At 71.9% G+C, this 13235-nt stretch carries 14 protein-coding genes and 2 pseudogenes; 4 read left to right on the top strand and 12 right to left on the bottom strand.

All coding sequences use genetic code 11. The features are described 5' to 3' along the window. The first annotated feature begins 195 nt into the window (after positions 1-195). Positions 196-1452 (top strand): formamidase, encoded by a 1257-nt coding sequence (gene fmdA / locus MTP03_RS08905; RefSeq protein WP_248491624.1) that lies wholly within the window; start codon positions 196-198, stop codon positions 1450-1452. Here the strand turns inward: fmdA and MTP03_RS08900 are convergent. The 12 genes and pseudogenes from MTP03_RS08900 to rimP all read right to left on the bottom strand — a co-directional run bounded on the left by MTP03_RS08900 (position 1385) and on the right by rimP (position 11351). Then, positions 1385-2464, bottom strand: a complete 1080-nt coding sequence (locus MTP03_RS08900; protein WP_248491623.1) for a hypothetical protein — start codon at positions 2462-2464, stop codon at positions 1385-1387. The genes fmdA and MTP03_RS08900 overlap by 68 nt on opposite strands. Before the next feature lie 72 nt (positions 2465-2536). Then, positions 2537-2974, bottom strand: coding sequence for a hypothetical protein (locus MTP03_RS08895; RefSeq protein WP_248491622.1), 438 nt, complete (start codon positions 2972-2974; stop codon positions 2537-2539). Positions 2975-3016: 42 nt separating this feature from the next. Next, positions 3017-4343 (bottom strand): annotated as a pseudogene (locus tag MTP03_RS08890) (MATE family efflux transporter). Continuing rightward, complete coding sequence (locus MTP03_RS08885; RefSeq protein WP_248491621.1) at positions 4340-5284, bottom strand: bifunctional oligoribonuclease/PAP phosphatase NrnA; 945 nt, start codon at positions 5282-5284, stop codon at positions 4340-4342. The pseudogene MTP03_RS08890 and the gene MTP03_RS08885 overlap by 4 nt, the downstream one beginning before the upstream one ends. Next, positions 5281-5748: a 30S ribosome-binding factor RbfA gene (gene rbfA / locus MTP03_RS08880; RefSeq protein ID WP_248491620.1), complete on the bottom strand. Its 468-nt coding sequence runs from the start codon at positions 5746-5748 to the stop codon at positions 5281-5283. Before rbfA ends, MTP03_RS08885 begins: the two co-directional genes overlap by 4 nt. A gap of 98 nt (positions 5749-5846) precedes the next feature. After that, positions 5847-6137 carry a DUF503 domain-containing protein gene (locus MTP03_RS08875; protein ID WP_248491619.1) on the bottom strand — a complete coding sequence of 97 codons (291 nt, stop codon included), beginning with the start codon at positions 6135-6137 and terminating at the stop codon, positions 5847-5849. A 73-nt stretch (positions 6138-6210) separates the two neighbouring features. Then, positions 6211-9030, bottom strand: a complete 2820-nt coding sequence (infB, locus tag MTP03_RS08870; RefSeq protein WP_248491618.1) for a translation initiation factor IF-2 — start codon at positions 9028-9030, stop codon at positions 6211-6213. 209 nt (positions 9031-9239) lie between these two features. Next, positions 9240-9404 (bottom strand): annotated as a pseudogene (locus MTP03_RS08865) (ABC transporter substrate-binding protein); the annotation flags it as partial. Between the two features lie 89 nt (positions 9405-9493). Continuing rightward, entirely contained in the window at positions 9494-9700 is a 207-nt protein-coding gene (locus MTP03_RS08860; RefSeq protein ID WP_248491617.1) for a YlxR family protein, read from the bottom strand. 56 nt (positions 9701-9756) lie between these two features. Continuing rightward, on the bottom strand, positions 9757-10761 hold the full coding sequence (nusA, locus tag MTP03_RS08855) for a transcription termination factor NusA (protein WP_248491616.1): 1005 nt from the start codon (positions 10759-10761) through the stop codon (positions 9757-9759). After that, on the bottom strand, positions 10762-11037 hold the full coding sequence (locus MTP03_RS08850) for a hypothetical protein (protein ID WP_248491615.1): 276 nt from the start codon (positions 11035-11037) through the stop codon (positions 10762-10764). Between the two features lie 50 nt (positions 11038-11087). Beyond that, on the bottom strand, positions 11088-11351 hold the full coding sequence (rimP, locus tag MTP03_RS08845) for a ribosome maturation factor RimP (RefSeq protein ID WP_248491614.1): 264 nt from the start codon (positions 11349-11351) through the stop codon (positions 11088-11090). A 90-nt stretch (positions 11352-11441) separates the two neighbouring features. Here rimP and MTP03_RS08840 point away from each other — a divergent pair, with 90 nt between their 5' ends. Genes MTP03_RS08840 through MTP03_RS08830 form a run of 3 tightly spaced genes read left to right on the top strand, consistent with a single transcriptional unit; the run spans position 11442 to position 13096 of the window. Then, entirely contained in the window at positions 11442-11942 is a 501-nt protein-coding gene (locus MTP03_RS08840; protein WP_248491613.1) for a hypothetical protein, read from the top strand. Next, positions 11939-12373 carry a ferritin-like domain-containing protein gene (locus tag MTP03_RS08835; protein WP_248491612.1) on the top strand — a complete coding sequence of 145 codons (435 nt, stop codon included), beginning with the start codon at positions 11939-11941 and terminating at the stop codon, positions 12371-12373. Before MTP03_RS08840 ends, MTP03_RS08835 begins: the two co-directional genes overlap by 4 nt. 30 nt (positions 12374-12403) lie before the next feature. Continuing rightward, positions 12404-13096, top strand: a complete 693-nt coding sequence (locus MTP03_RS08830) for a DUF4190 domain-containing protein (protein ID WP_248491611.1) — start codon at positions 12404-12406, stop codon at positions 13094-13096. The last annotated feature ends 139 nt before the right edge of the window (positions 13097-13235 follow it).

Raw genomic sequence — 13235 nt, 5'->3', positions numbered from 1 at the left:
GCTCGGCCACGGCGCGTCCGGCGCAATGCGCCTGCTCGACGCGACGAAGTCGACCGCCGATCGTCCCGCCGTCGTGGGCGCCCCCGCCGGCGCGCCCCGGCCGGGCCGGGCCCCGGCACCGTCGGACCCGCGGCACGCACGCCTCCCCGTCCCTGAGTCCCTCCGAGTAGTCCACCGAAGAAAGGCCGAGATCCCATGCCCGAAGTCGTCTTTCCGCTCGATTCGAGTAAGAAGTTCACAGATCAGGAGAAGATCGGCCACAACCGGTGGCACTACGCCATCCCGCCGGCGGTCACGGTCAAGCCGGGCGACACGTTCCGGGTGCACTGCCGCGAGTGGTTCGACGGTGCCATCCACAACGACGACTCGGCCGAGGACATCCTGAACGCGCCGCTGACCACGGTGCACACGTTGTCGGGCCCGATCGCCGTCGAGGGCGCGAAGCCGGGCGACCTGCTCATCGTGGACATCGTGGACGTGGGCCCGATCCCGCAGGAGGACAGCGGCCCGCTCGCGGGCCAGGGTTGGGGCTATACGGGCATCTTCGCGAAGGACAACGGCGGCGGCTTCCTCACCGAGCAGTTCCCCGACGCCTACAAGGCCGTCTGGGACTTCACCGGCCACACGGCCACCTCGCGGCACGTGCCGCACGTGAGCTTCACCGGCATCATCCACCCGGGCCTCATGGGCACGGCACCGTCGAAGGATCTGCTGGCGCGGTGGAACGCCCGCGAGGCGGCGCTCATCGCGACCGATCCCGACCGCGTGCCGCCGCTCGCGCTCCCGCCCGAGCCGAACGACGCGATCCTCGGCACCCTCACGGGCGACGCCTTCGCCGCGGCCGCCGCAGAGGGCGCGCGCACCGCGCCGCCGCGCGAGAACGGCGGCAACCAGGACATCAAGAACCTCACCCGCGGCACGCGCGTGTTCTACCCGGTGTTCGTGGACGGCGCGAACCTGTCGGTGGGCGATCTGCACTTCAGCCAGGGCGACGGCGAGATCACCTTCTGCGGCGCCATCGAGATGGGCGGGTTCATCGACCTGCACGTCGACATCATCTCCGGCGGCATGGAGACCTACGGCGTCAGCGAGAACGCGATCTTCCTGCCCGGCGGCGACGTGGGCCCGCGCTACGAGCAGTTCCTCGCGTTCTCCGGTACGTCGGTGACGCTCGACGACGAACAGCGCTACCTGGACAGCCATCTCGCGTACCAGCGGGCGTGCCTGCACGCGATCGACTACCTGACCAAGTTCGGCTACAGCCCGGAACAGGCGTACCTACTGCTCGGCGCCGCACCGATCGAGGGCCGCCTGTCCGGCGTGGTCGACATCCCCAACTCCTGTGCCACCGTGTACATTCCGACGTCGATCTTCGACTTCGACGTCACCCCCGGCAAGGACGGGCCGACGCGGATCGATCCCGGTCAGGGGGCGCCGCGCGCCTCGCGGTGACCGTTCCGCTCGCACAGCGCCCACAGCCGGGCGGTCTCCCGGACCGCCCGGCTGTAGGCGTACGCATGGTCGGGCCCCGACGGTCCCAGGTCCGCACGCAGCGACTGCGCGACGGCCAGCGCCTCGTGGAACGCGGCGGTCGGCGGTCGGCGCACGTCTCCGATCGCCGGGAAACGCAGGCGCAGTTCCGGATCGGTCTCGTAGCGGAGGTACGCGGCGAGGATGCGGTCGTGCTGGACGAGCGCCGCATCCCAGAGCGCCCGATCGGCTGATCCGGGCGCCGTCGTCGTCCCGGACCCGCCGCGCCCCGTGCCATCGGTGTCCGCGCCGCCGGCTCCGGAAGGGACGGAGCGGCGAGCGGCACCACGTCGACACCGGGGATCGGTCCGCACACCGTGACGAAGGGCGCCAGCGCCGCTGTGAGGTCCGCCGGGTCGGTGCGACCGAGCAGTCGACCGCGCAGGCCCCGGGCCTCGAGCCGGGTCACCGCGGCGAACGCGGCGAAGGATCCGGCGAGGCCGCCGGCGCCGATCACCCCGCGGGGCAGGTGGGCCAGCGCGTCCTCCACCGCCGACGGGCGATGGATCAGCGGCGAGCCCACCGGGCCCACCGTCTCGAGCCGCTCCCGCAGCGCCACCACATCGGACGCCGCGCCGAGCACCGAGATGCGGTGCGCCTCATGCAGACTGAGCTGTCCCAGCCGCAGCGCGACGGCCCACTGCAGGTCGGTGAGGGACGTGAAGTGCCGCTCGTCGGGGAACACGCCGTGTCCGGCGTCCCGGACGGCGTCGAGCAGTTCGGCCACCGTCGGGGGCGGGCATTCGATCTCCGCCTCCGACGGTCCGCTCAGGTGCGGGCCGTCGGCCAGAGCGTCGCGGTCGTCGATCAGCGTGATGCGCTCCGGCTCCGCCGGGTCGACCGCGACCGGCAGGATCATGCCGGGACCGGGCCCCAGCCACGCGTCCGAGCGGCGCACCGGGTACGCCGCCGCCGCGCCGGGCACCCAGACCACGTCGGGGCCGTCTGCGGGGTGCGCGATCCGCAGGAACCCCTGGTCAGCATTGGATCGCCGGGAACGCCGGAATCAGGCCGGGAACGGCAGGCCCGGCGGGATCGTGATGGTGCGCGGCGCGCCCGGCGGCAGGTCGATGCCCGGCGGGATGACGATGGTGGTCGGATACGGCTGCGTCGTCTGCGGCTGCGTCGTGGTCGGCACGGTCTCGGTCGTCTGCGCCGGATAGTCGGTCGTGGTCGGCGGGGTGTACGGGGCCTCGTAGGTGGGCACGGGCTGCACCGGAGCCGCCGGCGCCGTCGTGGTCGGGGCCGAGGAACGCGCCGCCTTCGAGGGGGTCGACGGTGCCGAGGAGGCCGGACCGCCCGCACTGGGGTTCACGGTGAACGACGGCACCGACCCGGAGTCCGACGGGGCGCACGCCACGACGGCCCCGAGGCCGAGAACGACGGCGCCCCCGGCGACGAACCGGCGGAACGCTCGGGTGCGCGGAATCACAGTGAATGTCATATGCAACATCCGACCGCATTTGCCCACGCATTGCAAGCCGCATCACGCCGGCGCGGTGCCGACCCGCTCCCACCGGTTCCCGGCGAACCGACCGACGACCGCGGCGCAGCGCAGCACCATGAACGCCGCCAGTCCGGACCAGATCCCCGCCAGCGCCCACCCGAAGGCGTACGAGAGCCAGATCAGCGGCAGGAAGCCCACGAGTGCCGACACCATCGTCGCCGTGCGCAGGTACGCCGCGTCCGCGGCCCCCGAGCACCCCGTCGAGCGCGAACACGACGCCCGCGACCGGGACCATGCCCACCAGGAACCACCACGGCACCGTCAGCGCCTCGAGGACGGAGGAGTCAGTCGTGAAGACGCCCGGAAGCGCACCGCTCAGGACCGCGAGGGCTGCGGCGATGGCGAGTGCGAACCCCGTCGACCACACGGTGACCCGGCGCCCCAGCGACCTGGCCCCGGACTTGTCGCCCGCCCCCAGCGCGGCGCCGACCAGGGTCTGCGCGGCGATGGCCAACGAATCCAGAACCAGCGCGACGAAGTTCCAGAGTTGCATCGCGATCTGGTGCGCGCCGACGTACTGGGCGCCCGCCCGGGCCGCCACGGCCCCGGCGGAGATGAAGCACACCTGGAACGACAGGCTGCGGACGATGAGGTCGCGTCCCAGGACCAGCTGGGCACGGATCAGGTCGGGCCGCAGGCGCAGCGAGGGCGCGGCCCGGACCAGCGCACCGAGGAACAGCAGTCCACTGACCACCTGGCCCGCGAGATTCGCCCACGCGGAGCCGACCAGCCCCAGTTCCGGCGCCCCGAGCCACCCGAACACGAGGACCGGGCACAGCACCGTCGACAGGCCGAGGCCCGCGAGGACGTACACGAGCGGGGCACGCGGTCGTTGTACGCCGCGCAGCCAGCCGTTACCTGCCATCGTGAGCAGGATCAACGGAATGCCGAAGGACGCGACCCGCAACCACGACTCGGCTGCCACGGCGATCTCGTCCCGCCCGGCGATGGCGCGGGTCACGGGACCGGCGAAGAGGTGGACCAGGGTGAGCAACCCACCGCCGACCAGCAGCGCCACCCAGGTGGCCTGGACGCCCTCGGTGACGGCACCGTCGGCGTCCCCTGCCCCGAACCGCCGCGCCGACCGCGACGTGGTGCCGTACGACAGGAACGTCAGCTGCGTCGACACGGTGGCGAGGATGAGGCCGCCGACCGCGAGCCCGGCCAGCGGCAGCGCGCCCAGTCGGCCGATGACGGCCGTGTCCCACAGCAGGTAGAGGGGCTCCGCGGCGAGAACGCCGAGGGCCGGGAGGGCCTGCCCGACGATTCGCCGGCCGAGACCCGACGGGACCGCCGGGGCGCTCACGTGTGGGCGAGGAACGCGGCGACGACGTCGTCGACGGTGCCGGCTGCGGAGTAGCCCGCCGCGAGGCGATGCCCGCCGCCGCCGAACCCGCGCGCGACCTCCGAGACGTCCACGTCGGCGCGGGCGCGCAACGACGCCGACCACTCGCCGCCGTCGCTCTCCTTGAACAGCGCCGCGACCTCGCAGTCGTCGGCCGTCCGCAACAGGTCGATCAGCGATTCCGCGGCGTCCCAGCCGAGCGGTCCGCGGTCGACGGCCCGGCACACCGAGTAGACCAGGCCCCGGCCGTCGAAGGCCTCGGGGACCGCAGTCGCGGACCCGAGCACGGCCGCGACCATCGAGAACCACGCACGCGGGTGGGTGTCCAGGAGATCGCGCGACAACTCGCGTCCCCGCGCCCCGGCGGCGAGCAGGCGGGCGGCCATGACGTGGCCCTGCGGCGACGACCAGCGGAACGATCCGGTGTCGGTGACCAAGCCGGCGTAGAGGCAATCCGCGGTCGGACCGTCCACCTCGACCCCGAGCGCGTCGATCACGGCCAGGACGAGCTCGGTCGTGCTGTTGGCGGCAGGGTCGATCAGGTCGACGGTGCCGAATCCCCCGTTCGTCGCATGGTGGTCGATCACGACGCGCACGGGATGGGCCAGGAACCGCTGCTCCAGGCCCGCGAGCCGCTCCGCGCTCGCGCAGTCCACCGCCACTGCCACGTCGGCATCGATCGGATCGGTGAAACCGTCTGCGCCGGCGAGGGACCCGATGCCCGAGGGGAGGTCGGGGCCGGGATGACTGACCGACACGTCCGCGCCGCGGGAGCGGAGCGCGCGGGCGAGCGCCAGGCCCGACCCCAGGGTGTCGGCGTCGGGGCGGACGTGGCAGTACACCGCCACGCGCGGCGCCCCGTGCAGCGCGGCCGCTACGGCCGCGACGGGGGATGCCGTCACCGCTCGTCCTCATCCGGGTCCGACCCCGGAACATCGTCGTCGTGCTTGTACGGATCCGCCTCGCCCGCGGGTTTCGCGTTCGCGGCGACGGCGGCGACCCGCTCGTCCTGCTCGCGCGCCTTCGCCAGCAGCGCCTCCATGGTGGCGACCGCGGCCGGGACACCGTCGAGCTCGAATCGCAGCGTGGGCGTGAACCGCACGCCGGTACCGGCGCCCACCTTGCTCCGGAGCTGCCCGCGGGCCTTCTCCAAGCCGGCGGCCGCCGCTTCGTAATCGGGCTCGACGTCCAGCGTGGGGCCCATGACGGTGTAGAAGACCGTCGCGTCGTGGAGATCGTTGGTCACCCGCGCGTCGGTCACGGTCACGTGATCGAGACGCGGGTCCTTGATGTCGTGCTCGATCGCCGTCGCGACGATCGCCGAGATCCGCTTGGCGAGCCGAGCGGCCCGTGCCGGGTCAGCCATGGCTGCTCCTTCCTCTACGCATCGAACGAAACAACCCCGTGGGACTGCGAGCATATATCGACGGGGTTTCGGCGGCTTCGGGGATGCGCCCATCGGACTCAGTCCTCGGGCCCCCAGAGCCGCCGGCGCACCGACAGCAACTCCACCTCGGGGTGGCCCGCCGCGGTGCGCTCGCACCGATCGAGGATCTCCCCGACGTGCGCGGCATCGGGACCGACGACGCCGACCCCGAGGATCGCGCGCCGATGCAGGTCCTGCGCGCCCACCTCGGCGGCGGACACGGAGAACCGCCGCAACTCGGCCAGGATCGGCTTGATCACCGATCGCTTGTGTTTGAGCGAATGCACATCGCCCAAGAGGAGATCTATCTCCAACGCACCTGTGAACATCTAACGGGCCACCCGGCCCGGGGGTTAGAGGGTTCCGGGCCGAGTGCGCACGCACCCGGCCCGGAACCGGTGACTAATCGCGGGCCTTCTCGACCAGCTCGTAGGTCTCGATCACGTCGCCGATCTTGATGTCGGAGTACGAGAGCGTCAGACCGCATTCGTAGCCCTCGCGGACCTCGGTCGCGTCGTCCTTCTCCCGCTTCAGCGAGGTGACCGTGAGGTTCTCCGCCACGACCGCCGAGTCGCGCAGCAGGCGCGCCTTCGCGTTGCGCCGCATGATGCCCGACTGGACCATGCAACCGGCGATGTTGCCCACCTTCGAGGACTTGAAGATCGCGCGGATCTCGGCCTGGCCGAGCTCCTTCTCCTCGTAGACCGGCTTGAGCATGCCCTTGAGCGCTGCCTCGACCTCGTCGATCGCCTGGTAGATCACCGAGTAGTACCGGATCTCCACGCCCTCGCGGTTGGCGAGCTCGGTGGCCTTGCCCTCCGCGCGGACGTTGAACGCGATGATGATCGCGTTCGACGCCGACGCCAGGTTGACGTTGGTCTCGGTGACGCCACCGACACCGCGGTCGATGACCCGCAGCTGCACCTCGTCGTCGACCTCGATCCCCAGCAGGGCCTCCTCGAGCGCCTCCACGGTGCCCGAGTTGTCGCCCTTGAGGATCAGGTTGAGCTGGCTGGTCTCCTTCAGCGCGGCATCCAGATCCTCCAGCGAGACGCGCTTGCGCGAGCGCGCGGCCAGGGCGTTGCGCTTGCGCGCCGCGCGCCGGTCCGCGATCTGCCGGGCGATGCGGTCCTCGTCGACGACCAGCAGGTTGTCGCCCGCGCCGGGTACCGACGTGAAGCCGATGACCTGCGCCGGACGCGACGGGGTCGCCTCGGTGATGTCGTCGCCGTTCTCGTCGACCATGCGGCGGACGCGGCCGTAGGCGTCGCCCGCGACGATCGAGTCGCCCACGCGCAGCGTGCCGCGCTGGATGAGCACGGTGGCGACGGGGCCGCGGCCGCGGTCGAGGTGCGCCTCGATGGCCACGCCCTGCGCGTCCATGTCGGGGTTCGCCCGCAGGTCCAGCGACGCGTCCGCGGTGAGCAGGACCGCCTCGAGCAGCTGCTCGACGTTGGTGCCCTGCTTGGCGGAGATGTCGACGAACATCGTGTCGCCGCCGTACTCCTCGGGAACCAGGCCGTACTCGGTGAGCTGCCCGCGGATCTTCTCCGGCTGCGCGCCCTCCTTGTCGATCTTGTTCACCGCCACCACGATCGGCACCTCGGCCGCCTGCGCGTGGTTGATCGCCTCCACCGTCTGCGGCATGACGCCGTCGTCGGCCGCGACCACGAGGATCGCGAGGTCGGTGGCCTTCGCACCGCGGGCACGCATAGCGGTGAACGCCTCGTGACCCGGGGTGTCGATGAACGTGATCAGCCGCTCGTTGCCCTCGAGCTCCGTGAGCACCTGGTAGGCACCGATGTGCTGCGTGATACCGCCGGCTTCGCCCTCGCGGACGTTCGCCTTGCGGATCGTGTCGAGCAGTCGGGTCTTACCGTGATCGACGTGGCCCATGACGGTGACCACCGGCGGACGGTATTCGAGGTCCTCCTCGCCGCCCTCGTCCTCGCCGTAGGTGAGGTCGAAGCTGTCGAGCAGCTCGCGGTCCTCGTCCTCGGGGCTGACGACCTGGACGACGTAGTTCATCTCCTCGCCCAGCAGAACGAGGGTCTCCTCGTTCACCGACTGGGTCGCGGTGACCATCTCACCCAGGTTGAACAGCGCCTGGACCAGCGATGCCGGGTTCGCGTCGATCTTCTCCGCGAAGTCGCTCAGCGACGCGCCGCGGGCGAGACGGATCGTCTCCCCCTGGCCGCGCGGCAGCCGGACGCCACCGGCGATCGGCGCCTGCATGTTCTCGTACTCGGCGCGTTTCGCCCGCTTCGACTTGCGGCCGCGACGCGGAGCGCCACCGGGCCGGCCGAACGCACCCGCTGTGCCGCCGGGACGGCCACGACCGCCGCCACCGGGACGACCGCGGAAACCGCCTGCGGGAGCACCGGTTCCGGTACCACCGCCGGGCCCGCCGCGGTAGCCGCCGCCACCGCCGCCGGGACGACCGCCCGGGCCGCCACGACCACCGGGGCCGGGACGGCCCTGTGAGGCCGGACGCGCGGCGCGCGCGGGCATCGCACCCGGATTCGGGCGCGGGGGCATGCTGCCGGGGCTGGGACGCGGGCCACCGGGTCCGGCGGCCGGACGTGCGCCGCCCTGCGGGCGCGGACCACCCTGGCCGGGCGTGGGTCGACCGCCCTGCGGACGGGGGCCGCCCTGACCTGGCGCGGGGCGTCCGCCCTGCGGGCGCGGTCCACCCGGGCCCGGCTGCGGACGCGGGGCGCGCTCGACGGGGGCCTGCGAGGAGAACGGGTTGTTGCCGACCTTCGGCGTGCGTGGACCGGGCTTCGGGCCGGCCGGACGCGGGCCCGGGCGTGCCGACGGTGCCGACGGACGGGCCTCGGGGGCCGCCGGCACCGCGCTCGCGGCAGGGGCGGCCGGTGCCGCGGGAGTCGGCTTCGGCTCCGGAGCGGCCGGCGCCGGGGCCGCGGGACGCGGACCCGGGCGGGCCGACGTTGCGCGGGGTGCATCGGCTGCGGGGGCCGCCGGTGCGGCGGTGCTCGCGGCCGCGGGGCCGGGCTTCTTCTTGGCCGGGGCGGGCCCCGGCTTCGCGGCACCGTCGGACTTCGATCCGTACGATTCGCGCAGGCGTCGCGCCACGGGTGCTTCCACTGTGGACGACGCGGACTTCACGAACTCGCCCTGCTCACTGAGCCGAGCGAGGACTTCCTTGCTGGTGACACCGAGCTCTTTAGCCAACTCGTGCACGCGGGCCTTGCCTGCCACTACTCTCCTCATCTGCGAGGTCGAGGGCGTTGCAGGTCCCGCCGACCTCGGTTAGTAACTCCGATTGCCGTTCATCGCTGGTGCTTCACGGTGTGCTCATGTCTTCAGCTCGATTCCTTCATCTCCGAGTAGGTCGGCCTTGGAAAAGACCGACCGCCTTCAGACCGCTCATAATCATAGCGCGTCCTGGCAAATCCGTTTCACCTCAGGTCACGGAACCGGTCCCGGGTGGCGACGCCGCCCTCCTTCTTCAGGTGCCGACCGAAGGACGCCGTGACGAAGTCCGGATCAGTGGCCATCACCGCTTCGTACAACGGCGCGGTGTCGGCCAGGCGATGGACCTTTGCGTTCGCCTCGGCGAGGCTGGGTAGGACGGCATGGATGGACCTTCTCTGCGGATCAGGCGCACCGGATCCGATGCACGACCTCTGCGGGAGAGGTCGCCCTCGCATGCACACCTAGCCTAGCCTAAATCATTGCCATGCCTCAGGTTCCCTGACCCGGGGAGCCCGCAGGGCCGCCGGAAGGCGCCACGCTTCCGCGCCGCCTCGAGGCAGGCCGGGTCGTCGTGCAGCCACGCTCCGCGGCCGGGCAGCCGGTGCCGGTCGTCGCGGACCAGGTGCGGCGGACCGTCGGACCCGTCGGCCGGCGGGAGCGCGACGAAGCGCACCAGCTCCCGCGCCGGAGCTCGGCGCCGGCACCCGACGCAGGTGCGGACGGGCTCGCTCACTGCGCGTCGCCGGCGGTCTCCGCATCGGAGCGGATGTCGATGCGCCACCCGGTGAGCCGCGCGGCGAGGCGGGCGTTCTGCCCCTCCTTGCCGATGGCCAGCGACAGCTTGAAGTCCGGGACCACGACGCGGGCGGCCTTCTCCTTGGCGTCGACCACCGTCACCGACACCACCGACGACGGCGACAGCGCGTTGCCCACGAACACCGCCGGGTCGTCGTCGTGCGCGATGATGTCGATCTTCTCGCCCTCGAGATCGCTCATCACGTTCCGCACGCGCTGGCCCATCGGGCCGATGCAGGCCCCCTTGGCGTTGAGGCCGGGCACCGAGGTGCGCACCGCGATCTTCGAGCGGTGCCCCGCCTCCCGCGCGACCGAGGTGATCTCGACGCTGCCGTCGGCGATCTCCGGGACCTCGAGCGCGAACAGCTTCTTCACGAGGTTCGGATGGGTGCGCGAGAGCGTGATCTGGGTGCCGCGCTGGCCCCGGCTGACGCCGACGACGTAGAACTTCATCCGGTCGCCGTGGCCGTAGGTCTCGCCCGGCACCTGCTCCGCGGGCGGCAGCAGACCCTCGTGGCCCTCGCGCTCCCCGCCGATCCGCACGACGACGAAGCCGCGCGCCGCAGCGCGGGCGTCGGCCTGCACCACGCCGGAGACGACCTCGCCCTCGTAGACGGCGAACTCGCCGAAGGTGCGGTCGTTCTCGGCGTCGCGCAGCCGCTGGGTGATCAGCTGCCGCGCCGAGTCCGCCGCGATGCGGCCGAAGCCCTCGGGGGTGTCGTCCCACTCGGTGATGACGTTGCCGTCGGCATCGAGCTCCTGGGCGAGGACCTTCACCTCGCCGGTGCGGCGGTTGACGTCGATGCGGGCGTGCGGCTCGTGGCCGTCGGTGTGCTTGTACGCGGTGAGCAGCGCGACCTGGATGGCCTCGATCACGGTATCGACGGAGATGTCCTTCTCCGCCTCGATCGCCCGCAGGGTCGCCATGTCGATGTTCATCTAGTCCTCTTCTCCGGCGTTCGCGCCGCTCTCGTCGGTCAGGTCCTCCGGTTCGGCACCCGACTGCACGCGCCCGGGCGTGATGCCCGAGAGCTCGATCTCCTTGGGGTTGGGCTTGCGGAACTCGACGCGCGCCGCGGCCGCCGCCACATCGGCGAGCGCGAGCGCACGCGTCGTCGGGGCGGCTCCCTTGACGCCAGGCAGGACGACGGTGACCGTCTCCTCGCCCTCGGCGAGGGGGCCGATGCGGGCGAGCAGATTCGTGCCGTCGGCCAACTCGATGGCGGCCTGCCGACCGCGGGCGCGGCGCCAGTGGCGCGGCTCGGTCAGGGTCGCTCGGCGCCCGGCGTGGTGACCTCGAGGGTGAAGGCCTGCGCGCCGAAGACCTCGTCCGCTTCGTCGACGGCGGCGGAGAGGGTGCGCGCGACCTCGGCCAGGCCGTCGAGTGTGGGCCCGGCGTCGCTGTCCACGATCACGGTGATGGACGACTTCGGTCCCGCGTTGTTGATCTTCACGCCCTCGAGGTCGAGACCCGCTGCGTCCAGGTGAGGCGCGATGACGGCTCTCACCGCCGCTTCGTCGTATGCCATACGCGCCTCCCTGTGAAATTGTCACCGGGCATCCCCCGGTGTCGAACGCTCACGACCAGTGTACCCGGGCATCGTGATTAGACTCGCCCCGTGATCGCGCAACGGCCGCACCGCGGCATAGACCGACGCACCGCGTTGACGACCGTCCTCGTCGCCGGCGGCGCCCTGGCGGGCGGCGCCCTCGCCGGGTGCACCACTCCGGAGGACCGAGCCGACGATCCGCAGGCGGTCCGCCTGCAGGCAGCGGCGGCACAGGCCCAGGACGACGCGGACGCTGCCCGCGGCCTCGCCGTCCTCGACGGCGCCGTGGCGCCACAGCTGCGGCTCATCGCGGACCAACGCATTCAGCACGCGGCCGCGTTGTCGGACGAGTTGTCGCGCTACGTCCAGCGCACCACCTCGGTGACCGCGGCACCGTCGTCCACCTCCGCAACGCCCGCGCCGCTGACCCGACAGTCACTGGTGGAGCAGCTCGCCCGCTCGGCAAAGGCGGCGAGCGACGCCGCGGTGGCGGCGGACGGCTACCAGGCGGCTCTGCTCGGATCCGTCGCCGCGGCGACGCGCGTGCACGCCGAGGTGGTGCTCGGATGACCCCGTCGCAGGAGGCCGTGAGCGCCGCGATCGCGGCCGAGCACTCGGCCGTCTACCTCTACGGCATCGTCGAGGCGTTCGCCGCGCCCACCCGCAGGGCCGAGATCGCGAAGTACACCGCCGAGCACCGCGCCCAGCGGGACGCGCTGATCGGGGTGCTGAGCGCCGCCGGCGTACAGAGCCCCGTCGCGGCCGCGGCCTACACGCCGCCCGAGCCCGTCACCGACCCCGTCTCGGCCGCGAAGGTGGCCGTCGTGATCGAGGACGACAGCGCCGCCGCGCACCGGGCCGTGCTCTCCCACGGCGACGGCGACGGCGTCCGGCACCTCGGCACGACGGGGCTCGGCGCCGCCGCCGTCCGCGCCGCGCGCTGGCGCGTCGCGCTGGGAACCTCGCCGGTCACAGCCCCGTTCCCCGGCATCCGGAGCTGACGTCCGGTCGTACGTCCCTAGACTGGACGGATGACGTCCAACGATCCGCAGCAGTCCGGCGATGGTACGTACGACCCGACGGTGATCCGCCCCGTCGAGCCCGCACCACCCGCGCCCGACCTGACGAAGCGGGACGACGACGCGACGCAGATCGCGAATCCCGTCATCGATGGCGACGCCGCGACCACCGTGCACAACACCGCGACACCCGATCCGTACGCGGCGCCGGAGCCGTATCCGGCACCGTCGAACCCGTATGCCGCACAGCCGGATCCGTACGCGGCACCGTCGAACCCCTACGCCGCGCAACCGGACCCGTACGCGGCGCCCCCGCAGTACCCGGGTCCGCAGCAGTACCCCGGACAGCAGGGCTTCGGACAGCAACCTTTCGGGCAGCAGTTGCCGGGTTACCCCGCGTACCCGGGTCAGAACGCGCCCGGGTTCCCGGGCTATGGGCAGCCTATGCAGACGGGGACGAACGGCCTGGCGATCGCGTCCTTGATCTGCGGCGTCGTCTCGATGGTGCTGTTCTGCTTCTGGGGTGCCGGACTGCTCGTCGCTATCCCAGCGGTCGTCATGGGAGTCCTGGCGATGAAGCAGATCCGGCTCTCGGGTCAGGAGGGCCACGGTATGGCACTGGCCGGCGTCATCACCGGAAGCATCGGCCTGGTGATCTCGCTTTGCTACCTCATCCTGGTGATCATCGGACTGACGCTCTCCTGACCGCCGACCCGAACAACCTATTGAGGCGTTCTGCGACCTGGGTGTCACAGAACGCCTCAAATGTTTGCCCGACGGGATCCTCAGCGGCCGCCCGTGCGTCCAATGGGTATGGGGATCCGCACGAGTCAATTGACTCCCG

This window comes from Tsukamurella sp. PLM1, assembly GCF_023168325.1.
GTDB lineage: Bacteria > Actinomycetota > Actinomycetes > Mycobacteriales > Mycobacteriaceae > Tsukamurella.
Note: the sequence above shows the minus strand (reverse complement) of the source record. Positions and strands in the feature narration are given on the sequence as shown.